This window comes from Scandinavium sp. NPDC088450 (genome assembly GCF_044900545.1).
Taxonomy (GTDB): Bacteria; Pseudomonadota; Gammaproteobacteria; order Enterobacterales; family Enterobacteriaceae; genus Scandinavium.
In genome coordinates, this window is sequence record NZ_JBJDNI010000030.1 from 12966 (window position 1) to 36532 (window position 23567).

A 23567-nucleotide genomic window follows, 5' to 3' on the forward strand; every position below is an offset into this window, starting at 1 on the left:
AAAAAACCTTAGCTAATCATAGCGCAGCTGAATTGCAGAGATAAAAAAAGCCACACGATTGTGTGGCTTTTTCGGAGCACTCTTTACGCTTACGCGTAACCGTAGCTCATCAGACGCTGATAACGGCGGTTGAGCAGGTCTTCTTTGCTCAGCACGTCGAGATCCGCGAGGTCTGCAAGCAGTTGCGCTTTCAGCGTTTGCGCCATCACTTCTGGCTTACGGTGCGCGCCACCCAGGGGTTCCGGGATTACGGTATCGATAAGCTTCAGCTCTTTCAGGCGTGGGGCAATGATCCCCATCGCTTCTGCAGCCAGTGGCGCTTTGTCGGCGCTTTTCCACAGAATGGAAGCACAGCCTTCCGGAGAGATAACGGAATAGGTGCTGTACTGCAGCATATTCACTTTATCACCCACGCCAATCGCCAGTGCGCCACCGGAACCACCTTCACCGATTACGGTGCAGATAACTGGCACCTTCAGGCGAGACATTTCACGCAGGTTGCGGGCAATCGCTTCAGACTGACCACGCTCTTCCGCGCCAACACCTGGGTATGCACCTGGGGTGTCGATGAAGGTGATGATCGGCATGTTGAAGCGTTCTGCCATTTCCATCAGGCGCAGCGCTTTGCGATAGCCTTCAGGGGCTGGCATGCCGAAATTACGGCGAATCTTCTCTTTGGTTTCACGGCCTTTCTGATGACCAATGATCATCACCGGACGCCCATCCAGACGCGCAATACCGCCGACGATCGCTTTGTCGTCAGCGTAGGCGCGGTCGCCTGCCAGTTCATCAAATTCGTCAAACGCCAGACGCAGATAATCCAGGGTGTATGGGCGCTGCGGATGGCGAGCCAACTGAGCAACTTGCCATGCACCGAGATCGGCGAAGATTTTGCGCGTCAGTTCTACGCTTTTTTCACGCAGACGATGCACTTCTTCATCGATGTTAATATCCAGTTTTTCATCCTGACGGCCAACAGACGTCAGAGAATCGATTTTCGCTTCCAGCTCTGCAATCGGCTGTTCGAAATCAAGGAAATTCAGACTCATAGTATTCCTGTATTAGTCAAACTCCAGTTCCACCTGCTCCGACCCAATGAGGCCACGCAAATCGTTCAACAAACGATCGCTCGGAGAAACACGCCAGGTCGCGCCAAAACGCAACCGCGCGCGTGCATCCGCCCTCTGATAGTAGAGATGTACTGGAATGGTTCCCGAACGGTGGGGTTCCAGAGACTGACGGAGACGGTTTAAAAGCTGGTCATCAATTTGCCTGTCCGTCAGCGAGATAGCAAGCCCGCGAGCATATTTTTCCCGGGCTTCGTCAATATCCATCACTTCACGGGCCATCATTTTAAGACCCCCGCTGAAGTCATCAAAGCTGACCTGTCCGCTGACGATAAGTATGCGGTCTTTTTCCAGCAATTGCTGGTATTTATCCAGTGCGTCGGTGAATAACATCACCTCCAGACGCCCGGAACGGTCATCCAGCGTACAGATGCCGATGCGATTGCCGCGCTTGGTGACCATAACCCTTGCGGCAATAACAAGCCCCGCCGCCATGGTCATTTTACCACGATCGGTCGGATGCATATCTTTAAGCCTTACGCCGCCAGCGTAACGCTCAATCTCTTTTAAATACTGCGTAATCGGGTGACCGGTGAGGTACAGACCCAATGTTTCACGCTCGCCTTCCAGTACCACTGGCTCTGGCCATGGCATGCAGTTGGCGTAAGACTGTTCTACTTGTTCGGGTTCTTCTGCCAAAACGCCAAACATGTCAGCCTGGCCAATCGCCTCGGCTTTCGCATGTTGATCGGCGGCTTTGAGCGCATCAGGAAGCGAATTCATCAATGCGGCGCGATGCGGACCAAGACGGTCAAAAGCGCCGGACATAATCAGCTTCTCGAGCACGCGTTTGTTCAGTTTCTTGATATCGGTGCGTGCACAGAGGTCAAATAGCTCGCGGAAGTAACCGCCGTTGTTACGCGCTTCCAGAATAGCTTCAATCGGGCCTTCACCCACGCCCTTGATTGCGCCGATGCCGTAAACAATCTCGCCGTCATCGTTGACGTGGAAATGATACAGCCCGGAGTTAATATCCGGCGGCAGGATTTTGAGCCCCATGCGCCAGCATTCATCCACCAGGCCAACGACCTTCTCAGTGTTATCCATATCCGCGGTCATTACCGCTGCCATAAACTCGGCCGGATAGTGGGCTTTCAGCCACAGCGTCTGGTAAGAAACTAACGCATAAGCCGCGGAGTGGGATTTGTTGAAACCGTAACCAGCGAATTTCTCAACGAGGTCGAAGATTTTCATCGACAGCTCGCCGTCGACGCCGTTCTGGATCGCGCCCTCTTCGAAGGTGCCGCGCTGCTTGGCCATCTCTTCCGGTTTTTTCTTACCCATTGCACGACGCAACATATCCGCGCCGCCAAGGGTATAACCAGAAAGCACCTGAGCAATCTGCATGACCTGTTCCTGATACAGGATAATGCCGTAGGTCGGCTCCAGCACAGGTTTCAGGCTTTCGTGCTGCCATTGCACATCCGGATAGGAGATCTCTTCGCGACCATGCTTACGGTCAATAAAGTTATCTACCATCCCCGATTGCAGAGGGCCCGGGCGGAACAGGGCCACGAGGGCGATCATATCTTCGAAGCAGTCAGGCTGCAGACGCTTAATCAGATCTTTCATGCCGCGGGATTCAAGCTGGAAGACCGCGGTGGTTTCCGAGCGCTGCAGCATGTCGAAGCTTTTCTTGTCGTCGAGCGGGATGGCAGCGATATCAATCGGCTCCAGCCCCTGTTTTGCCCGACGAGGGTTAATCATTTTCAACGCCCAGTCGATAATGGTGAGCGTTCGCAGACCGAGGAAGTCAAACTTCACCAGCCCGGCGTATTCCACATCGTTCTTATCAAACTGAGTGACCGGATGGTTACCGGACTCATCGCAGTACAACGGTGCGAAATCGGTGATTTTGGTTGGGGCGATAACCACGCCACCGGCGTGCTTACCGGCGTTACGGGTGACGCCTTCAAGCTTACGCGCCATATCAATAAGCGCTTTAACTTCCTCGTCAGCCTCGTAAATTTCCGGCAACTGCGGTTCAGCTTCAAACGCTTTGGCCAGCGTCATGCCCGGATCGGGCGGCACCAGCTTGGAAATACGATCCACAAAACCGTAGGGATGGCCCAGCACGCGGCCTACGTCGCGGATAACCGCTTTCGCCGCCATGGTCCCGAAGGTGATGATCTGCGATACCGCTTCTCGCCCGTACATATCCGCGACGTGCTCAATAACCTGATCGCGTTTCTCCATGCAGAAGTCGACGTCGAAGTCGGGCATCGAGACACGTTCCGGGTTAAGGAAACGTTCGAACAGCAGGTCGAATTCCAGCGGATCGAGATCGGTGATTTTCAGCGCATAAGCTACCAATGAGCCCGCACCCGAACCACGGCCAGGGCCTACCGGCACACCGTTATCTTTCGACCACTGGATAAATTCCATCACGATGAGGAAGTAACCCGGGAACCCCATCTGGTTGATAACCTGCAGTTCGATGTCCAGACGCTCGTCATATTCAGGGCGTTTTTCAGCGCGTACGGCAGGGTCAGGGAACAGGAACTCAAGACGCTCTTCCAGGCCTTCTTTCGACTTCACAACCAGGAAATCTTCGGTGGTCATGTCACCCGTCGGGAACTGCGGCAGGAAGTATTCACCCAGGCGCACGGTGACGTTACAGCGCTTGGCTATCTCAACCGTGTTCGCCAGCGCTTCCGGGATATCGGAAAACAGCTCGCACATCTCTTCTTCAGTACGCATGTACTGCTGTGACGAGTAGTTGCGCGGGCGTTTTGGATCGTCAAGGGTGAAGCCGTCATGAATCGCAACGCGAATTTCATGGGCGTCAAAATCACCGGCATCGATAAAGCGCACGTCATTGGTCGCCACCACGGGCAGACTGCGCGCTTCGGCCAGTTTCACCGCCGCATGCAGATAAGACTCTTCATCCACACGCCCGGTACGGATCAGTTCAAGGAAATAACGATCCGGGAAATGTTCTTCATAAAATGCGACACACTGCTCAACCAGTGCCTGATTGCCGCGCAGCAAAGCCCTGCCCACATCGCCCATCTTCGCGCCAGACAGAAGGATCAGCCCCTCTTTCAGCTCAACCAGCCAGTCTCGGTCAATGTAAGGCCCTTGCGCTCCATAACCACGCTGATAGGCGCGAGAAATCAGCAACGTAAGATTCTGGTAGCCTTCATTGTTGGCGGCAAGCACCGTCAACTGAGTTAGCTCATCGGGCAGCAACTCACTCTGAACGTGGAAATCCGCGCCAATAATCGGCTTAAGACCCGCGCCATGCCCCGCACCGTAAAACTTCACCAGACCGCAGAGGTTGGTGAAATCGGTGATCGCCAGTGCAGGCATGCCGAGCGCGGCCGCCTTTTTCACCAGCGGCCCGGTCTTCGCCAGCCCATCAATCATGGAGTAGTCGCTATGCACCCGCAGGTGTACGAAACGTGGTTCAGCCATCTTCAGATCCCGCTTTACTTAATCAGGCAACACTGCCCAGAGCGCGTTTAACAGGCCCGAAACTGCGCCGGTGATGTTCGGTGGCGCCATGCAGAGCCAGCTTTTCCAGATGGAAAGCCGTTGGATATCCCTTATGTTGAGCAAAGCCATACTCAGGGAAAGTTTGGTCCAGTGCCGCCATTTCCGCATCGCGAGACACTTTCGCCAGAATGGAGGCAGCGCTGATTTCGGCTACACGGCTGTCGCCTTTCACGACAGCCATGGAAGGCATTGGCAGAGCCGGGCAACGATTACCGTCGATCAGGACATATTCAGGCTGAATATGCAGGCCGGCTACCGCACGTTGCATCGCCAGCATGGTGGCGTGCAGAATATTCAGTTCGTCGATTTCATGCGGTTCAGCGCGGCCCAGACTCCAGCTCAGCGCCTTTTCCTTGATCTCGTCGAACAGCGCCAGTCGGCGTTTTTCACTCAGTTTTTTGGAGTCATTCAGACCCACAATGGGGCGCGCAGGATCGAGGATCACCGCAGCAGTCACCACCGCGCCGACCAAAGGGCCGCGTCCAACTTCGTCAACACCCGCAACCAGATGGGTATGCGGATAGATAAATACGTCTGTCATTGTGCCAACTCCAGCACCGCGTCGGCTGCCTGCTCATCGGCATTACAGCGAATCAGCTGGTGCAGTTCGCGGAAGGTGTCATGCATAGCGTGGCTGGTTTTGCCATCGGCCAGCAGCGGCAACAACGCTTCGGCAAGCTGCTGCGGTTGACACTCATCCTGCAAAAGTTCTTTAACCAGTTCCCGGCCCGCCAGCAAATTCGGCAGCGAAACATAGTCGGTTTTCACCAGACGCTTCGCCAGCCAGAAAGTGAACGGCTTCATGCGATATCCCACAACCATCGGGCACTTCGCCAGCATACATTCGAGTGCAGCCGTGCCTGAGGCTAACAGCGCCGCATCACTGGCGATCATCGCTTCACGGCCCATGCCATCCAGCATATGGACACGTAAGTCCGGCGCGACTTCCGCTTTAATACGCTCAAACTGTTCACGACGTTTGGCGTTCACCAGAGGAACCACCACTTCCAGATCGGGGTAGTGGTTTCGCAACAATTGCGCCGTTTTCAGGAAATCTGCACTGAGCATTTCCACTTCTGCGCCACGACTTCCTGGCAGTAATGCGAGGCAGTGAACGTCATGGGCAATGCCCAGCGTGTCTCGTGCGGCGTTTTTATCGGGGTCCAGCGGCATGGCGTCTGCCATGGTGTGCCCAATGAAGCGGCAAGGAACATTGAATCGGTCATAAAACGCTTTTTCGAAAGGCAGAAACGCGAGCACCAGATCGGTGGCTCTGCCAATTTTGAAAACACGTTTTTGGCGCCAGGCCCAGACGGACGGGCTGACGTAATGAATGGTTTTGATCCCCTGTTTTTTCAGATTCCCTTCAAGGGTAATGTTGAAATCAGGCGCATCAATGCCGACGAAAACGTCCGGCTTGAGTTCGGTAAAACGGCGAGTTAGGTCTGCGCGGATATGCAGAAGACGGCGCAAACGACCGAGCACTTCGACAATGCCCATCACCGCCAGCTCTTCCATTTCGTACCAGGCTTCACAGCCTTCAGCTTGCATACGCGGCCCGGCAACCCCGACGAAACGAGCGTTGGGAATGCGGGCTTTCAGGGCGCGAATGAGGCCTGCACCAAGAATATCGCCGGAGGTTTCTCCGGCGACCAGGGCAATCGTTAGCGGACGTTCAGCCATTAACGAATCAGACCACGCGTAGAGCGTTCGAAGAAGTCATAGAACGCTTTCACTTCAGGATGTTGCTCTGCAAGTGCAGCAATTTCCGGTTTAGCTTCTTCCAGCGTTTTACCGCTGCGGTACAACAGTTTATACGCATTGCGAATCGCAATAATCGCTTCTCTGGTGAATCCGCGGCGCTTCAACCCTTCGATGTTAACACCGTAAGGCGTGGCGTGGTTACCCTGAGCGATGACGTAAGGAGGAACATCTTGTGCAACGCCGGAACAGCCGCCTACCATCACGTGTGCACCAATGATGCAGAACTGATGGACAGCGGTCATGCCACCGACAATCACAAAGTCGTCCAGAGAGACGTGACCCGCCAGCGTTGCGTTATTGGCGAGGATGCAGCGGTTACCGACTGTGCAATCATGCGCCACGTGGGCGTTGATCATCAGCAGGTTATCGCTGCCTACCTTCGTCAATCCACCGCCCTGTACTGTGCCGCGATGAATGGTGACGCTTTCGCGGATGCGGTTGCGATCGCCAATCTCCACACGAGTCGGTTCGCCAGCGTATTTGAGATCCTGGTTAACTTCCCCGATGGAAGCAAACTGATAAATTTCATTGTCACGGCCGATGGTCGTATGACCATTCACCACCACATGAGACTTCAGTACGGTCCCTTCGCCAATCGTGACGTTAGGTCCCACAATACAAAACGGGCCAATGTGAGCATTAGCACCGATAACGGCACCGTCTTCCACAATGGCAGTAGGATGGATAAAGGCAGTTTTATCAATCACGTATCAGGCCTCCCGGCTACGCGCACACATCATCGTCGCTTCGCAAACCACTTTACCGTCAACCAGCGCCACGCCTTTGAAGCGGGTCAGGCCACGGCGAGTTTTCTCAAAGGTCACTTCCATGATCATCTGATCGCCAGGCACGACAGGACGCTTAAAGCGCGCTTCGTCGATACCCGCGAAGTAATACAGTTCGCCCGGTTCCAGTTTACCCACGCTCTTAAATGCCAGAATGCCGGTGGCCTGAGCCATGGCTTCCAGAATCAGCACGCCTGGAAAAATCGGCTTGCCCGGAAAATGTCCCTGAAAGAACGGCTCGTTTACGGAGACATTTTTAACTGCGCGCAGAAAACGACCTTCTTCAAAGTCCAGCACGCGATCGACCAGTAAGAACGGGTAACGGTGTGGCAGAAGTTCCAGAATCTCTTCAATGTGCAGAGTATGAGTGTCAGTAGTCAAAATACTCTTCCTGTCTAAATATACTGAAATGCAATAATAACACGGCCTGCCAGATTATAAGAAATCAGACAGGCCGGGAAGTTTGGCGCTTAAGGTGTGACGTTAGTCTTGTTGACTGTTTTTGCGTTCAAGCGCTTTAAGACGCTTGCTCATGTCATCAATGTTCATCACCAGCGCAGCAGTTTTACGCCATGCCTTGTTCGGCTGCAGCGGAATGCCTGAGGAATAAACGCCAGGTTCCGTGATAGGACGCATGACCATGCCCATGCCGGTCACTGTCACTTTATCGCAGATTTCCATGTGGCCATTGATAACGCTGGCGCCACCGATCATGCAATAACGGCCGATCTTCAGGCTGCCCGCCATGATCACCCCTCCGGCAACAGCAGTATTGTCACCGATGATCACGTTGTGCGCAATCTGGCACTGATTATCAATGATCACACCATTGCCGATCTGGGTGTCGTCTAGCGCCCCGCGATCGATGGTTGTACAGGCGCCGATCTCAACGCGATCGCCAATAATCACGCGACCAAGCTGTGGGATCTTCACCCAGTTCCCGCGATCGTTGGCATAGCCAAAACCGTCAGAACCAATAACCGTGCTCGACTGGATCAGGCAATTTTCGCCGATCTCAATCTCATGGTACACAGAGACATTCGCCCACAGGCGTGTGCCCGCACCAATTTTCGTGTCTTTACCCACGAAGCACCCGGCGCCAATACGCACGTTATCACCCAGCACGACGCCGGATTCGATAACGGCATTAGCACCAATTGAGACGTTTTGCCCCAGTTTTGCGGTGGCATCGACCACTGCGCTGGGGGCGATATCCTGCGCCGGTTGCGGCGTGGTATCCAGAATTTGGGCCATGCGTGCATAAGTCAGGTAGGGATTCTTCACTACCAGTGCAGCGCTTTTGGCAAACGGTAAGTCCTCTGCTGTCATCACCACAGCAGAAGCCTGGCATGCGGCCAGGTGTTCACGGTACTTAGGATTGACCATGAACGTGATATGGCCTGTTTTAGCAGATTGCATGGACGCAACAGCGGTGATGACGATATCGCCATCACCGTGTAATTCTGCATCCAACTGCTGAGCTAAATCAGCCAGTCGAATTGAAGGCATTACTTATTTAACCTGTTTCAGCACATCAGCGGTGATGTCTTTGATATCACTGCTGTTGTAAGCAACGGTATTTGCGTCAACAACCAGGTCAATGCTCTGATCGTCAGCCACTTTCTTCACTGCTGCCTGGATACGGGTAACCAGTTTGCCGCGCTCTTCGTTAGAACGACGTGCACGATCCTGCTCAAACTGCTGAGCTTTCTGAGAGAAAGCCTGGCGCTGAGTCATGATGTCTTTTTCTGCTTTGCTACGATCGCTCGCTTTCATGGTAGAACCATCGCGCTGCAGACGCTGCATTTTGCTCTGCAGATCGGATTCCTGGCTCTGCAGTTCGCTTGCACGGCCTTTAAACTCACCTTCCAGCTTCGCAGAAACACCGGTTTTCTGTGCAACCTGCTGGAACAGGCTACCCATGTTCACGATCGCAATTTTATCTGCAGCCTGTGCAGAGGTAACCATTGCCAGACCCAGACCTGCAGCTAATAACCACTTTTTCACAATAAAACTCCTTACCATCCCATGAGTGCCCGAAGGCACCGTTCTTTGCGAAGTCATGCAACCACGCGAGTGATTGTCAGATGTCATCGCTACACTGCACTAGCATTCCTTTGCACAGACCAATTACCAGGTTTTACCAATGTTAAACTGGAACTGCTCCGCTTTGTCTCCATCGTACTTTTTAAACGGCTGGGCGTAGGAGAAGACCAACGGCCCCAATGGTGACATCCATTGTAATGCGATACCTGCAGACATACGAATGTTACTCGGATCGCCATAATCCGGTACGCCTGTGGCTTTCATTGCTGGCGTGTTTTCCCAGTTGGTATCCCAAACGGTACCCGCATCCCAGAAGACGGAAGTACGTACTGAGTTAGCATATTTGTCGCTGATAAACGGCGTTGGCACGATAAGCTCAGCGCTCACCACCGCCATGGCGTTACCGCCCACGGCATCATCAGACTTACAGTAACCCGTGCTGGTGGTTCCACAGTTGTCCTGGTTCGGGCCAAGGTAAACCGCCTTCGGACCGATGTTGTTGGACTGGAAGCCACGCACGGTGCTTGAACCACCGGCATAGAAGTTTTCATAGAACGGCAGTTCTTTGCCGCCTAAACCATCACCGTAGCCCCAACGAGTACGACCCAACAGCACCCACTTATGATCGTTATCGATCGGGAAGTAAGACGCAGTATCCAGAGTCACTTTGTAGAACTCGTTATCGGAACCCGGAATCGTCACCTTACCGTTCAGGTTGACGCGCGAACCGTCCGTCGGGAAGAAACCGCGGTCCAGTTTGTTGTACGTCCAACCGTAGTTGAAGGTGAAGTCATCTGCCGAGAAGCCGTCTTTACTGTCGCCCTGACCCAGAGAGTCAAGATAACGGTCCATCGCGACCTGCGGCTGCATGTTGGACAGGTCGTTGTGAACGTATCCTAAACCAGCACGCAAGGTGTTGTATTCGTTGATTGGGAAGCCCAGCGTCCCGTCGACACCGTAACTCTTGTTGGTGTACGAGGAGAGGTCTGCATCATCCGCTTTAAAGTCATTGTAGAAGATACGCCCACCGAGACTCACACCATCCACCGTAAAGTACGGGTTGGTCACAGAAAACTCGGAGTAGGTTTGATAATCGTTCTTCGTCCCGTTGATGCCCACAGAGTAACCGGTACCGAGCCAGTTATCCTGCTGCACGCCAACCTGGAAGCTGATGCCACTTTCAGTACCGTAACCGATACCGAAGTTGAAGCTACCGGTATTACGCTCTTTCACCTTGTAGACCACATCAACCTGATCCGGGCTGCCCGGTACACGCTGGGTGTCGACATCGACGGTTTCAAAGTAGCCAAGACGGTTCAGACGATCTTTACCGGAATCGACCAGATCGCTCCCCAGCCACGCGCCTTCCATCTGACGCATTTCGCGACGCAGAACGGCATCTTTGGAGGTGTCGTTGCCTTCGAAGCGAATTTTACGTACGTAGTAACGGTTACCCGCATCGACGCTAACGTGCAGCTTAACGGTCTTATCAGCATCATTGATTTCAGGCTGAGACTGTACGCGCGGATAGGCGTAACCATAACGGCCAAGAAGTTTCTTGATGTTATCTTCCATCTTGGTCACTTTGGCACCGTTGTAGAGCTCACCTGGCTCAACTTTGGTCAGGCTCTCAATCTCTGCAGAGTGCCCTGCCAGGTTCCCGCTCACTTCAACGCCCTGCAGCTTGTACTGATCGCCTTCAGTGATGTTGATGGTGATATAGATGCCTTTCTTGTCCGGCGTCAGGCTGACCTGCGTGGAGTCGATATTGAAACGGGCATAACCGCGATCCAGGTAGTAACTACGCAGGGTTTCAAGGTCACCCGCCAGTTTCTGTTTCTGGTATTTACGATCGCCCACCACGTTCCACCACGGTACTTCATCACGCAGCTGGAAGGTGGAGATCAGCTCATCGGTGCTGAAAGCATGGTTACCGACGATGTTGATCTGTTGAATTTTTGCGGAAACGCCTTCCTGGAAGACCAGTTTCAGGTCAACGCGGTTACGCGGCAGCGGAGTCACGACAGCTTTGACGCTGGCGCTGTACTTACCGACGCTGTAGTAGAAGTCTTCCAGACCTTTCTCGATATCACCGAGAGTGGTGCGGTCGAGGGATTCACCCACGCGAACGCCAGAGGCTTCGAGGTTCTGCTTGAGCATGTCATCTTTCACCGATTTGTTACCGGAGAAAGTGATGCTGGCAATCGTTGGACGCTCTTTGACCTGCACCAACAACGTATCGCCATCACGCAGAACACGCACATCCTCGAAGTTGCCGGTGGCAAACAGGGCGCGAATGGTATTACTGATGTCTTCATCAGTGACCGTATCGCCTGGGCGCACTGGCATGCTGAGGAGGGCCGCACCAACAGCGACTCGCTGCAAGCCTTCGAAATGAATGTCCTTCACTACGAATCCGTCAGCACCGTATACGGTCGCGCTGCCGAAAAGCAGCGACGCTATGAGCAACTTTTTCATCGCCATCGTTATTATGCGTTCTTCCTAACACTCTCTCTACAACCGAGAGAAATCATTGAAAAGTGCAAGCCCCATTAACAGCACCAGCAATATTGAGCCAATGCGATAACTAAAGTCTTGAACTCGCTCGGATACCGGCCCGCCCTTCAGCTTTTCAATCGCCAGGAAGAGCAGATGACCCCCGTCTAGCACGGGAAGCGGGAACAGGTTGATGATGCCCAGATTCACACTGATGAGCGCAAGGAACATCAGATAGTAAATCAACCCAAACTCCGCTGACATCCCAGCCCCCTGAGCAATCGAAATTGGCCCACTGAGGTTGTTCAGTTTTACGTCACCGGTTATCAATTTCCCCAGCATCTGAACCGTTAACTTCATCAACTGCCACGTTTTATCTGTGGCCTGAATGATGGCAGCAAACGGCCCGTACTGGCGCACTGTCTTGTACTCATCGGGCAGCGGGATAATTTTTGGTACTACACCCGCAAACCCTTCAGCTTTCCCTTTACCGGGTTTTGTATCTGGTATCAGCGTTAAAGACAAGGGGCTACCTTGTCTGTCAATCTCGAGCCGCAATGGCTTACCGGGATTGTCTCGCACCAGTGTGACAAATGTCATCCACTGTGTCAGCGGCTGACCATCGACTTTAACGATCCTGTCGCCCTGTTGCAAACCTGCTTTATGTGCAGCAGAGTCTGCCTGCACTTCTGCCATCACCGGTTCAATCTGAGCACCCCGTGGACGCATCCCCAGTGAAGCGACAGGATCTTCTTTGTCTGGCTCAAATGCCCAATGGCGCAGATTCAGAATTTTATCCTGACGCTGCTGGCTTCCGAAAGGGGCGACAGTGAGAGTGGTTTGATCATCACCAATTTTGGTGACCAGCGCCAAACGCACAGCATCCCAATCAGGCGTTTCGATACCGTCTACGGCTTTAAGTTCCGTGCCTGGTGCAATTTGTGCTGCCGCCGCAATCGAATTGGGCGTTATTTCACCAATTACGGGCCGAACGCCCGGGACGCCGATGATAAACACCAGCCAATAGGCAAAAATCGCAAAAAGGAAGTTCGCAACCGGACCGGCAGCAATGATCGCCGCGCGCTGGCCCACGGTTTTGTTATTGAAAGCGTAGTGACGCATCTCCGGCGCAACCGGGTCGACGCGTTCATCCAGCATTTTGACGTAACCGCCGAGAGGAATAAGGGCGATGACATATTCGGTGCCGCGTTTATCCACGCGGCTCCAGAGCGTCTTTCCAAATCCAATTGAAAAACGCTCAACGCGGACGCCGCAGCGGCGAGCAACCCAGAAATGACCAAATTCATGCACGGTGATTAACACACCCAGTGCAACAATGAATGCCGCCAGATTCCAGAGAATGCTCAGCATAAACCCTTCCGTCAGAGAGTCCTGAAGACTAAAAGTAACAGGCAGGCAAAGACCGGTACCGCCGCCGTCAGGCTATCGATGCGATCCAAAATGCCGCCGTGGCCAGGAATTAAATTCCCGCTATCCTTGATGCCGGCTTCACGCTTAAACATGCTTTCGGTTAAATCACCCAGCACAGACGCCAACGCAGCGACCAGCGAGCAAACCAGCAATGTTAACGGTGCGACATCCAGGTTAGCCCACAGGCCATAAACCCCAGAAATCACAGCTGCTGTCAGTAACCCGCCGAAAAAGCCTTGCCAGGTTTTGCCCGGAGAAACCTTCGGTGCCAGTTTATGCTTACCGAACAGTTTACCGAACATATAAGCGCCGGAGTCTGCTCCCCACACCAAAATCATGATGTAGAGCAGCCAGATTGCGCCACTGTAGTGATTATCGTCATAGTGCCACGCGCGCAGTGCCAGCATGCCCCAGAAAAAAGGAATGATGGTCAGCAGGCCAAACACCAGACGCAGTGTTTTTGAGTTGCGCCACAAAGAGGCGGACCCAGGATAAAACAGAACCAGCAGCAAGGCGGCAATCCACCAGGCCAAAGAAGCCCAAAGTGAGCCTTCAACCAGCGGCTGATGCACATTGTGGTGATATTCAGGAAGCCAAAAGAGCATCGCGGCGAGAATCAAACCGCAAAGCACCGCCAGCCATACCCGCTGTGAGCGGGATTTAAAACCGCTTAGTTGACCCCATTCCCAGGCGGCCAGCATGCACACCACCAGGGTGACAATGGCAAAGCCTACCGGCGGCAATAAAAACAGTGCCGCAATCACAACGGGAATTAAAACAAAAGCAGAAATCAGGCGATACTTCAGCAAGAGCTACCCCCATCAGGCTTTGTCGCCACCAGGCTCGGTGCCGCCGAAACGACGCTCTCGATTGGCAAAGGCATGCAGCGCACCTTCAAAGTCTTGTTCATCGAAATCGGGCCAAAGAACATCCGTAAAGTAAAGTTCGGCATAGGCTATTTGCCACAGCAGAAAGTTACTGATGCGATGCTCTCCCCCTGTCCTAATAACCAAATCTACGGGAGCCAGCTCGTGCATGCAGATTTGCTGACTCAGCAGCTCTTCTGTGATGTCTTCAGGACGAAGTTGCCCTTCCTGAACCTGTGCAGCCAGATGCTGAACTCCCTGAATGATATCCCAGCGCCCGCCGTAATTCGCGGCGATATTCAGCGTCAGCCCGGTATTATTTTGGGTCAGCGCTTCCGCCTTGCGAATACGTTCTTGTAAGCGGGCATTAAACCGGCCGGTATCACCAATAATACGTAAGCGCACGTTGTGTCTGTGCAGACTTTTCACTTCGCTGTCGAGCGCCCAGACAAACAGTTCCATCAGCGCACTGACTTCCTGCTCTGGCCGATTCCAGTTTTCACTGCTGAAGGCGTAAAGCGTTAACGCTTCAATCCCGTTATTTGCCGCAAAAGAGACGGCACGACGCACCGATTTCGCCCCGGCTTTATGACCGAAGGCTCGGATCTTGCCTTGTCTCTTCGCCCAGCGACCGTTGCCGTCCATGATAATGGCTACATGATGACAGCCGTGGGCGGGCAGATTTTCGCTGATTGATTGATTAGCAGACAACATAACGCGTTATTAGTCCATGCAAAGGAATTAGCAGTACCGGAATACAGACGCTTAGCGCAAAAAAGCCGTGCTAAACCACGGCTCAACCGATAACGCTTTGTCGTTACAGCGTATACGGTGGCGCAGACTATAACACTGAAGCCCAGCGCTAACAAATGTAGCCGCACCCGATGGGCGGATAATCATCAGCTTGCGAGACGCGTCACCTGCTGGCTTGCCACATTTCTGGCCTGCAAATCGACCTCCAGGACGTCGTCCACGCTCTGCGGCTCACGTAGCGTTAAGCCATCAAGCACTGCCCGGTTAACGACGGCGATATCCGTGAAACGGATACGGGATGCCAGAAATGCTTCAACGCTAACTTCATTCGCTGCGTTTAACGCCGTGGTCGCCGCCTGGCCATGATCAGAGGCATCCATCGCCAGCTTCAGGCAGGGATAACGCTCATAATCTGGCTGCGCAAAGGAAAGATCGCTCAACGCCCAAAAGTCGAGAGGCTTCACGCCTGATTCGACGCGATTTGGCCACGCCATGGTATGCGCAATGGGCGTACGCATATCGGGTTCACCCAGTTGCGCCAGCACGCTACCGTCCAGATAACGCACCATTGAGTGGATAACCGACTGCGGATGAATGATCACTTCCATTTGCTGCACCGAGGCATTAAACAGCCAGCGCGCTTCAATGTATTCCAGACCTTTGTTCATCATGGTGGCGGAGTCGACAGAGATTTTACGTCCCATCGACCAGTTCGGATGACGACAGGCCTGATCCGGCGTCATATCACGCAGTTCAGACAGTGGCGTTTCTCTAAACGGGCCACCAGACCCGGTAAGCAGAATCGACGAAACGCCATTCTGCCCAAGGTCAGCGTAACCCAGCTGATGTTGGATTGTTTCCGGTAAACTCTGAAAAATCGCATTATGTTCGCTGTCGACCGGTAACAGCCGCGCCCCGCTCTCTTTCACCGCATCCATAAAGAGACGTCCGCAGGTGACGAGAGACTCTTTATTGGCCAGCAAAATTGTTTTTCCAGCGCGGATAGCCGCCAGCGTTGGCATCAGCCCAGCTGCGCCAACAATCGCCGCCATCACCTGATCGACATCATCAAGCGCGGCGACGTCACAGGCTGCCTGCTGTCCACTCAGCACTTCCGTCTGGCTTCCGTGCTGGCGTAACGCCACAACCAGGGCCGCCGCGCTTTGCGCATCGTCCATCACCGCATACTGCGGAGTGAACTCCAGGCACTGCTCGACCATGCGTTCCACATTTTTACCCGCCACCAGCGCAGTGACAGAAAAAAGATCGCGATTATGGCGCACCACGTCCAGCGTGCTGCAGCCGATAGAGCCCGTCGAGCCCAGAACGGTTAAATGCTTCATGAAAAATCCGAAAGAGAATGTCTGGAAAGCAAAACGCCGCCAGCAAAACCGAAGGTTTCCTGAACGGCGTTCATCAGATAACGTCAGAAATCAGAACTGCATCAGTTCCGCTTCTTTGTCTGCCAGCGCCGCGTCCACTTTCTTGATGGCCGCATCGGTCAGCTTCTGTACGTCGTCCTGAGAACGACGATCGTCATCTTCACTGATTTCTTTCTCTTTCAGCAGCGCTTTCACTTTATCGTTGGCGTCACGACGAACGTTACGCACAGCAACACGCGCCTGCTCCGCTTCACCACGCACGATCTTGGTCAGATCTTTACGACGTTCTTCGGTCAGCGCTGGCAGTGGAACACGGATATCCGCGCCCGCTGAACTTGGGTTCAGACCCAGATCAGAGGCCATGATCGCTTTCTCAACAGCCGGGCTCATAGAGCGATCGAACACGTTGATTTTCAGGGTGCGAGAATCTTCGACAGTCACGCTTGCCAGCTGACGCAGCGGAGTTGGCGTGCCGTAGTACTCGACAATGATGCCGTCCAGCAGGCTTGGAGAAGCGCGACCAGTACGGATTTTGCTGATCTGGGTTTTGAATGACTCAACGCACTTGTCCATGCGTACTTCAGCATCTTTTCTGATATCGTTAATCACGTTACGAATCCTTGAAATCTTGTCTCAGGCTGACCATACAGCACGCCCGCCAGGTTGCGAGTGTGCTAAGTATAGCCCGTATAATTCTTGCCGCCGAAAGGGCAGCGAGGTAAGCATCGCAATAATAAAGCGGAATCTTACCCTTATTTATACACAAAATCATTCACGTTGGATCAAGGCGGCAACTGAGCGAATCCCCAGGAGCTTACTTGAGTAAGTGACTGGGGTTCGGGAAGGCAGCCAACGCAGAGGCAGCGTGAAGGATGAAGTGTAAATTCACGGAAATTATTCCGTAATCAGGGTGCCTTCTTTCTCACCCATCACCACACGGCGCAGCGCACCCGCTTTGTTCATATTGAACACGCGAATCGGCAGTTTGTGGTCACGAGCCAGTGTAAACGCAGCCAAATCCATCACTTTCAGCTCTTTATCGAGCACTTCTGCATAGGTCAGTTGATCGTACATGGTGGCAGAAGGATCTTTCGCTGGATCGGCAGTAAACACGCCATCCACCTTGGTCGCTTTCAGCACCACGTCGGCTTCAATTTCAATACCGCGCAGGCAAGCTGCAGAATCGGTCGTGAAGAAAGGATTGCCGGTACCTGCAGAAAGGATAACCACGCGGTTATTACGCAGCAGGCTGATAGCTTCTGCCCAGCTGTAGTTATCGCACACGCCATTCAGGGGAATAGCGGACATCAGGCGGGCGTTCACATAGGCGCGGTGGAGCGCATCGCGCATCGCCAGGCCGTTCATGACGGTTGCCAGCATGCCCATGTGGTCGCCCACAACGCGGTTCATACCCGCTTTTGCCAGACCCGCACCACGGAAAAGGTTACCACCACCAATCACCACGCCAACCTGGATACCCAGTTCGACCAGTTCTTTAATTTCCTGCGCCATACGATCGAGAATGCTGGCATCGATACCGAAGCCTTCAGTTCCCTGCAGGGCTTCGCCACTCAGTTTCAGCAGAATACGTTTGTAGACGGGTTTTGCATTGGTAGCCATATTTCTTTCCTGGGACTGTCAACGTTTGAGATGGGTTATTTCCAGCGATTATGCCATCGCTAACCAGTGCAAGCCTATCGGAGCTTGACTGATTTTCACAAGATGGGAGCAAAAAGAAGCCGCCCTCAGGCGGCTCCTTTTTCATCATTAAGACTGCTTGGACATGGCAGCAACTTCTGCTGCGAAGTCAGTCTCAACTTTCTCGATGCCTTCGCCCACTTCGAAGCGGATGAAGTTAGTTACGGTCGCGTTGTTCTCTTTCAGGAACTGACCCACAGTTTTGCTTGGTTCCATCACGAAAGGCTGGCCGGTCAGAGAAACTTCGCCGGTGAATTTCTTCATACGGCCTTCAACCATTTTCTCTGCGATTTCTTTTGGCTTACCAGACTGCATCGCGATGTCCAGCTGAACCTGGTATTCTTTCTCTACCACTTCAGCAGACACGTCTTCTGGGTTAACGAATTCTGGCTTGCTCGCTGCAATGTGCATGGCAACCTGCTTAACCAGTTCTTCGTTCGCGCCAGTTGCCGCAACCAGAACGCCGATACGCGCACCGTGCAGGTAGCTACCCAGAACGTCGCCTTCCAGGGAAGCAACACGACGGATGTTGATGTTCTCACCGATTTTAGCAACCAGGGCAACACGCTCTTCTTCGAACTGTGCTTTCAGAACTTCAACATCAGTGATTTTGCCTGCGACTGCTGCATCCAGAACTTTGTTAGCAAAGGCCTGGAAACCGCCGTCTTTAGCAACGAAGTCAGTCTGGCAGTTAACTTCCAGAATGATACCGTAGTTGCCTTCGATCTTAGTGATGATCACGCCGTCAGCAGCAACGTTGCCTGCTTTCTTAGCGGCTTTGATCGCACCAGATTTACGCATGTTTTCGATTGCCAGCTCGATGTCGCCGTTAGCTTCAGTCAGGGCTTTTTTGCAATCCATCATGCCTGCGCCAGTACGTTCACGCAGCTCTTTTACCAGGGAAGCGGTAATTTCGGCCATTCTAAAATCCTCGGAAATGTGAACCGCCCGGCAGAGGGCCAAACGGTTATAAAAGTGAAAAAGGGGCCGCTAAGAGGGCCCCTATCCATACTCGGTACTAATAAGGGCTTAAACCTTATTATTCAGCTTCTACGAAGCTTTCTTCCGCCTGAGAAGCCAGATCCTGAGAACGGCCTTCACGAACGGTCTGAGCAACGGCATTCAGGTACAGGGTCACAGCACGGATTGCATCGTCGTTACCAGGGATAACGAAGTCAACACCATCTGGATCAGAGTTGGTATCAACGATAGAGAATACTGGGATACCCAGGTTGTTCGCTTCTTTGATAGCAATGTGCTCGTGGTCAGCATCGATAACGAACAGTGCGTCCGGCAGGCCGCCCATGTCTTTGATACCGCCCAGGCTGTTTTCCAGTTTCTCAAGCTCACGAGTACGCATCAGCGCTTCTTTCTTGGTCAGCTTGTCGAAGGTGCCGTCCTGAGACTGAGTTTCCAGGTCTTTCAGACGTTTGATGGACTGACGAACGGTTTTCCAGTTAGTCAGCATACCGCCCAACCAGCGATGGTTCACGAAGAACTGGTCGCAGTTCAGAGCAGCGTCTTTTACCGCTTCGCTTGCAGCGCGCTTGGTACCAACGAAAAGGATTTTACCTTTGCGAGAAGAGATCTTGTTCAGTTCAGCCAGAGCTTCGTTGAACATTGGTACAGTTTTCTCAAGGTTGATGATGTGAACTTTGTTACGCGCGCCGAAGATGAATGGCTTCATTTTCGGGTTCCAGTAACGGGTCTGGTGACCAAAGTGAACACCGGCCTTGAGCATATCGCGCATGGAAACAGTTGCCATGTTTAAAACCTCTATATAAAAGTTGGGGTTATGCCTCCACGTATCCCATACAACCGACCCCGAAGGGCACCCCGGCATATGTGCCGATACGTGTGTGTTATTTACACAAAGTGAGATTTGTCGCTGCCAGTTCCGACTTGCAACACAAAACGGAAATGGAAGTTCGGCGCGCTTTATACCATAAAACGCAGAGAGAAACCAACAGTTGTTGGCGCTGAGTGCTGTTAATGATTCTCAATTTGGCAGTCGATAGCAGCGGCTGTTACCATTGTCAGCACTTAACACCAGTATTGCCGAAAAAATCGGCCCCGATGGACAGAATTCATGGCGATCTCTATTAAAACCCCTGAAGAAATTGAAAAAATGCGCGTCGCTGGCCGTCTGGCCGCCGAAGTGCTTGAAATGATTGAAGAGCACGTCAAGCCTGGCGTCAGCACTGGCGAGCTTGACCGTATCTGTAACGAGTATATCGTCAACAAGCAGCAAGCCGTTTCGGCTTGCCTGGGCTATCACGGTTTCCCAAAATCCGTCTGTATCTCTATTAACGAAGTGGTCTGCCACGGGATCCCGGATGACGAAAAACTGCTGAAAGAAGGCGATATCGTCAACATCGACGTGACCGTGATTAAAGATGAATACCACGGCGACACCTCGAAGATGTTTATCGTTGGCAAACCGACAATTTTGGGCGAGCGTCTGTGCCGCGTGACTCAGGAAAGCCTGTATCTGGCGTTGCGTATGGTCAAACCTGGCATTCGTCTGCGTACCCTTGGTGCGGCGATTCAGAAATTCGCAGAAGCTGAAGGTTTTTCTGTGGTACGTGAATATTGTGGTCACGGCATTGGCCGTGTGTTCCATGAAGAGCCGCAGGTTCTGCACTATGATGCCGATGACGGCGGCGTGGTGCTGCAAGCCGGGATGACGTTCACCATCGAGCCGATGGTCAACTCTGGTGACTACCGCATCCGTACCATGAAAGACGGCTGGACGGTGAAAACCAAAGACAGAAGCTTGTCTGCGCAGTATGAGCATACTATTGTGGTGACAGATAACGGCTGCGAAATTCTGACGCTAAGAAAGGATGACACCATCCCGGCGATAATCTCGCACAACGAATGACTTCATGCCCGGTGGCGCTATGCTGACCGGGCCTACGGTTCCATCCTGTAGGCCCGTGCAAACGCAGTGCCGCCGGGCGATTATCGCAGGATGCATTCAGTCATCACCTATAGCCGGCGCAAGCCGGCTTTTTGTTGATGGGTAATCGTTTTTTCTTATGGGTGGCGCGATGAGCAATTCCTTACCTGACACAGCCTTACCTGTTCTGCCAAATCAGCCGGCTTATCCGGTGAGTTGGGAAGCCTCAGAGCTGAACTGCGCCAGCATCAAAGCGCATCTCGACAAGTTTCAGCAGTGGCTGGGCGAAGCCTTTGACAGCGGTGTTTCAGCAGAAGACCTGATGACCGCCCGTACGGAATTTATCGATCAGATGCTTCAACGTCTGTGGCTGCACTACGGTTTTGGCGACGTCGAAGACGCAGCGCTGGTTGCGGTTGGCGGCTACGGTCGCGGCGAATTGCATCCTCTGTCTGACATCGACCTGTTGATCCTGAGTCGCAAAAAACTGCCCGACGAACTGGCACAGAAAATCGGCGAGTTACTCACGCTGCTGTGGGACGTCAAACTCGAAGTTGGTCATAGCGTGCGCACGCTGGAAGAGTGTCTTCTCGAAGGCCTTTCAGATTTAACCGTCGCCACGAACCTGATCGAATCGCGCCTGCTGATTGGCGACGTTGCCCTGTTCCTCGAATTGCAGAAACATATCTTCAGTGAGGGTTTCTGGCCCTCAGAAAAATTCTTCGCCGCCAAGGTAGAAGAGCAAAACGAACGCCACCAGCGCTATCACGGCACCAGCTATAACCTCGAACCGGATATTAAAAGCAGCCCTGGAGGATTGCGCGACATCCACACCCTGCAATGGGTCGCTCGTCGTCATTTCGGTGCCACCTCGCTGGATGAAATGGTGGGCTTTGGCTTCTTGACCGAAGCAGAACGCAACGAGCTGAACGAATGTCTGCACCTGCTGTGGCGCATCCGCTTTGCGCTGCATCTGGAAATTAACCGCTACGACAACCGCCTGCTGTTCGACCGTCAGCTCAATGTGGCCCAGCGCCTGAACTACAGCGGCGAAGGCAATGAGCCGGTTGAGCAGATGATGAAGGATTTTTACCGCGTCACGCGTCGGGTGGGCGAGCTAAACCAGATGCTGTTGCAGCTGTTTGATGAAGCTATTCTGGCGCTGACAGAAGATGAAAAACCGCGACCCATTGACGACGATTTCCAGCTTCGTGGCACGCTCATCGACCTGCGAGACGACTCGCTGTTTATGCGCGAACCGCAGGCGATTCTGCGCATGTTCCACATCATGGTGCGTAACAGCAGTATTACGGGCATTTACTCCACCACGCTGCGCCATTTGCGCCATGCACGTCGCCATCTCAGCCAACCGCTTTGCTACATTCCTGAAGCGAGAGAACTGTTTCTGAGCATGTTACGCCATCAGGGCGCAGTCAGTCGCGGCTTGCTCCCCATGCATCGCCACAGCGTGCTGTGGGCCTATATGCCGCAGTGGTCGCATATCGTCGGCCAGATGCAATTCGACTTGTTCCACGCTTATACCGTGGATGAGCACACCATTCGGGTGCTGCTGAAGCTTGAAAGTTTCGCCAAAGAAGAGACGCGCTCGCGCCATCCTTTGTGTGTCGAACTGTGGCCACGGCTGAATCATCCTGAACTGATTCTGATTGCCGCCCTGTTCCACGATATCGCCAAAGGCCGTGGTGGCGACCACTCCATTCTTGGCGCGCAGGACATCCTGAAATTCGCCGAACTGCACGGTCTGAATTCCCGTGAAACGCAGCTGGTTGCCTGGCTGGTGCGCCACCATCTGTTGATGTCCGTAACGGCACAGCGGCGCGATATCCAGGACCCGGAAGTCATCAAACAGTTCGCCGAAGAAGTGCAAACGGAAAACCGCCTGCGCTATTTGGTGTGTCTGACCGTCGCCGATATCTGCGCGACCAACGAAACGTTGTGGAACAGCTGGAAGCAAAGCCTGTTGCGTGAGCTTTATTTCGCCACTGAAAAACAGCTGCGCCGTGGCATGCAAAGCACACCAGATATGCGCGAGCGTGTCCGTCACCATCAGCTTCAGGCGCTGGCGCTGCTGCGGATGGACAATATCGACGAAGAAGCGCTGCATCAGATTTGGGCGCGCTGCCGGGCAAACTACTTCGTACGCCACACGCCAAATCAGCTGGCGTGGCATGCCCGTCATCTTCTGAAGCACGACCTGAAGAAGCCGATGATCCTGCTCAGCCCGCAGGCTACACGTGGCGGCACGGAAATTTTCATCTGGAGCCCGGACCGTCCTTACCTGTTCGCGGCCGTCTGTGCGGAGCTCGACAGGCGCAACCTCAGCGTTCATGACGCGCAAATCTTCACCACGCGAGACGGCATGGCGATGGACACCTTTATTGTGCTGGAGCCAGACGGCAGCCCGCTGTCCAACGACAGACACGAAGCCATTCGTCAGGGGCTTGAGCAGGCAATTTCTCAGCGTTCATGGCAGCCCCCTGCCCCACGTCGTCAGCCAGCAAAACTTCGTCACTTTACTGTCGATACCGAAGTGAATTTCCTGCCGACGCACACGGACAGAAAATCCTTCCTCGAACTGATTGCGCTCGATCAGCCAGGACTTTTAGCTCGGGTAGGCCAGGTGTTCGCTGACCTCGGTATTTCGCTCCACGGGGCGAGAATTACGACAATTGGTGAACGAGTAGAAGATTTATTTATAATCGCGACAGCCGACCGGCGTGCGCTTAATAATGAGCTGCAGCTGGAAGTGCAACAGCGGTTGACAGCGGCCCTCAATCCAAACGATAAAGGGTAGTGTG

The 23567-nt window shown here is 53.4% G+C and carries 19 protein-coding genes; 2 read left to right on the top strand and 17 right to left on the bottom strand.

Going from position 1 to position 23567, the window contains the following annotated elements; all coding sequences use genetic code 11:
* Positions 1–89: 89 nt before the first annotated feature.
* The 17 genes from accA to rpsB form a co-directional block, all read right to left on the bottom strand.
* Positions 90–1049: an acetyl-CoA carboxylase carboxyl transferase subunit alpha gene (accA, locus tag ACI2I2_RS20945; RefSeq protein ID WP_330984870.1), complete on the bottom strand. Its 960-nt coding sequence runs from the start codon at positions 1047–1049 to the stop codon at positions 90–92.
* A gap of 12 nt (positions 1050–1061) precedes the next feature.
* Positions 1062–4544, bottom strand: a complete 3483-nt coding sequence (dnaE, locus tag ACI2I2_RS20950; RefSeq protein WP_330984869.1) for a DNA polymerase III subunit alpha — start codon at positions 4542–4544, stop codon at positions 1062–1064.
* A 22-nt stretch (positions 4545–4566) separates the two neighbouring features.
* Positions 4567–5166 (bottom strand): ribonuclease HII, encoded by a 600-nt coding sequence (rnhB, locus tag ACI2I2_RS20955; RefSeq protein ID WP_404659738.1) that lies wholly within the window; start codon positions 5164–5166, stop codon positions 4567–4569.
* The gene (gene lpxB, locus ACI2I2_RS20960) at positions 5163–6308 is read right to left on the bottom strand and encodes a lipid-A-disaccharide synthase (RefSeq protein WP_404659739.1); all 1146 of its coding nucleotides are present in this window, start codon (positions 6306–6308) and stop codon (positions 5163–5165) included. Before lpxB ends, rnhB begins: the two co-directional genes overlap by 4 nt.
* The gene (gene lpxA, locus ACI2I2_RS20965) at positions 6308–7096 is read right to left on the bottom strand and encodes an acyl-ACP--UDP-N-acetylglucosamine O-acyltransferase (RefSeq protein WP_404659740.1); all 789 of its coding nucleotides are present in this window, start codon (positions 7094–7096) and stop codon (positions 6308–6310) included. The genes lpxB and lpxA overlap by 1 nt, the downstream gene beginning before the upstream one ends.
* Positions 7097–7099: 3 nt before the next feature.
* Positions 7100–7555, bottom strand: a complete 456-nt coding sequence (gene fabZ / locus ACI2I2_RS20970) for a 3-hydroxyacyl-ACP dehydratase FabZ (protein ID WP_007373234.1) — start codon at positions 7553–7555, stop codon at positions 7100–7102.
* A gap of 102 nt (positions 7556–7657) precedes the next feature.
* On the bottom strand, positions 7658–8683 hold the full coding sequence (lpxD, locus tag ACI2I2_RS20975) for a UDP-3-O-(3-hydroxymyristoyl)glucosamine N-acyltransferase (RefSeq protein ID WP_404659741.1): 1026 nt from the start codon (positions 8681–8683) through the stop codon (positions 7658–7660).
* A gap of 3 nt (positions 8684–8686) precedes the next feature.
* A complete protein-coding gene (gene skp / locus ACI2I2_RS20980; protein ID WP_404659742.1) occupies positions 8687–9181 on the bottom strand; it encodes a molecular chaperone Skp in 495 nt (164 codons plus the stop codon).
* A gap of 123 nt (positions 9182–9304) precedes the next feature.
* On the bottom strand, positions 9305–11704 hold the full coding sequence (bamA, locus tag ACI2I2_RS20985; RefSeq protein ID WP_404659743.1) for an outer membrane protein assembly factor BamA: 2400 nt from the start codon (positions 11702–11704) through the stop codon (positions 9305–9307).
* 30 nt (positions 11705–11734) lie between these two features.
* Positions 11735–13087 (bottom strand): sigma E protease regulator RseP, encoded by a 1353-nt coding sequence (rseP, locus tag ACI2I2_RS20990; RefSeq protein ID WP_404659744.1) that lies wholly within the window; start codon positions 13085–13087, stop codon positions 11735–11737.
* Positions 13088–13098: 11 nt separating this feature from the next.
* A complete protein-coding gene (gene cdsA / locus ACI2I2_RS20995) occupies positions 13099–13956 on the bottom strand; it encodes a phosphatidate cytidylyltransferase (protein ID WP_404659745.1) in 858 nt (285 codons plus the stop codon).
* 12 nt (positions 13957–13968) lie between these two features.
* Positions 13969–14727 (bottom strand): (2E,6E)-farnesyl-diphosphate-specific ditrans,polycis-undecaprenyl-diphosphate synthase, encoded by a 759-nt coding sequence (ispU, locus tag ACI2I2_RS21000; protein WP_404659746.1) that lies wholly within the window; start codon positions 14725–14727, stop codon positions 13969–13971.
* A 185-nt stretch (positions 14728–14912) separates the two neighbouring features.
* Positions 14913–16109: a 1-deoxy-D-xylulose-5-phosphate reductoisomerase gene (gene ispC, locus ACI2I2_RS21005; protein WP_404659747.1), complete on the bottom strand. Its 1197-nt coding sequence runs from the start codon at positions 16107–16109 to the stop codon at positions 14913–14915.
* Positions 16110–16199: 90 nt separating this feature from the next.
* Positions 16200–16757 (bottom strand): ribosome recycling factor, encoded by a 558-nt coding sequence (gene frr / locus ACI2I2_RS21010; protein WP_330984858.1) that lies wholly within the window; start codon positions 16755–16757, stop codon positions 16200–16202.
* Between the two features lie 285 nt (positions 16758–17042).
* Entirely contained in the window at positions 17043–17768 is a 726-nt protein-coding gene (pyrH, locus tag ACI2I2_RS21015; protein ID WP_312626222.1) for a UMP kinase, read from the bottom strand.
* Between the two features lie 147 nt (positions 17769–17915).
* Positions 17916–18767 (bottom strand): translation elongation factor Ts, encoded by an 852-nt coding sequence (tsf, locus tag ACI2I2_RS21020; RefSeq protein WP_404659748.1) that lies wholly within the window; start codon positions 18765–18767, stop codon positions 17916–17918.
* 118 nt (positions 18768–18885) lie between these two features.
* Positions 18886–19611 carry a 30S ribosomal protein S2 gene (gene rpsB / locus ACI2I2_RS21025; protein WP_330984855.1) on the bottom strand — a complete coding sequence of 242 codons (726 nt, stop codon included), beginning with the start codon at positions 19609–19611 and terminating at the stop codon, positions 18886–18888.
* Positions 19612–19935: 324 nt separating this feature from the next.
* On the opposite strand from rpsB, the gene map reads away from it, so the two are divergent.
* Both map and glnD read left to right on the top strand, forming a co-directional pair.
* Entirely contained in the window at positions 19936–20730 is a 795-nt protein-coding gene (map, locus tag ACI2I2_RS21030) for a type I methionyl aminopeptidase (RefSeq protein ID WP_404659749.1), read from the top strand.
* A 169-nt stretch (positions 20731–20899) separates the two neighbouring features.
* On the top strand, positions 20900–23563 hold the full coding sequence (gene glnD / locus ACI2I2_RS21035; protein WP_404659750.1) for a bifunctional uridylyltransferase/uridylyl-removing protein GlnD: 2664 nt from the start codon (positions 20900–20902) through the stop codon (positions 23561–23563).
* Positions 23564–23567 lie beyond the last annotated feature (4 nt).

Bases quoted from the DNA above. Each gene is read 5' to 3' on its own strand.
- rpsB (WP_330984855.1), bottom strand. From the start codon at position 19,611: ATGGCAACTGTTTCCATGCGCGATATGCTCAAGGCCGGTGTTCACTTT.
- ispU (WP_404659746.1), bottom strand. From the start codon at position 14,727: ATGTTGTCTGCTAATCAATCAATCAGCGAAAATCTGCCCGCCCACGGC.
- dnaE (WP_330984869.1), bottom strand. From the start codon at position 4,544: ATGGCTGAACCACGTTTCGTACACCTGCGGGTGCATAGCGACTACTCC.
- accA (WP_330984870.1), bottom strand. From the start codon at position 1,049: ATGAGTCTGAATTTCCTTGATTTCGAACAGCCGATTGCAGAGCTGGAA.
- glnD (WP_404659750.1), top strand. From the start codon at position 20,900: ATGAGCAATTCCTTACCTGACACAGCCTTACCTGTTCTGCCAAATCAG.
- rseP (WP_404659744.1), bottom strand. From the start codon at position 13,087: ATGCTGAGCATTCTCTGGAATCTGGCGGCATTCATTGTTGCACTGGGT.
- lpxD (WP_404659741.1), bottom strand. From the start codon at position 8,683: ATGCCTTCAATTCGACTGGCTGATTTAGCTCAGCAGTTGGATGCAGAA.
- rnhB (WP_404659738.1), bottom strand. From the start codon at position 5,166: ATGACAGACGTATTTATCTATCCGCATACCCATCTGGTTGCGGGTGTT.
- pyrH (WP_312626222.1), bottom strand. From the start codon at position 17,768: ATGGCTACCAATGCAAAACCCGTCTACAAACGTATTCTGCTGAAACTG.
- ispC (WP_404659747.1), bottom strand. From the start codon at position 16,109: ATGAAGCATTTAACCGTTCTGGGCTCGACGGGCTCTATCGGCTGCAGC.
- tsf (WP_404659748.1), bottom strand. From the start codon at position 18,767: ATGGCCGAAATTACCGCTTCCCTGGTAAAAGAGCTGCGTGAACGTACT.
- bamA (WP_404659743.1), bottom strand. From the start codon at position 11,704: ATGGCGATGAAAAAGTTGCTCATAGCGTCGCTGCTTTTCGGCAGCGCG.
- lpxB (WP_404659739.1), bottom strand. From the start codon at position 6,308: ATGGCTGAACGTCCGCTAACGATTGCCCTGGTCGCCGGAGAAACCTCC.
- map (WP_404659749.1), top strand. From the start codon at position 19,936: ATGGCGATCTCTATTAAAACCCCTGAAGAAATTGAAAAAATGCGCGTC.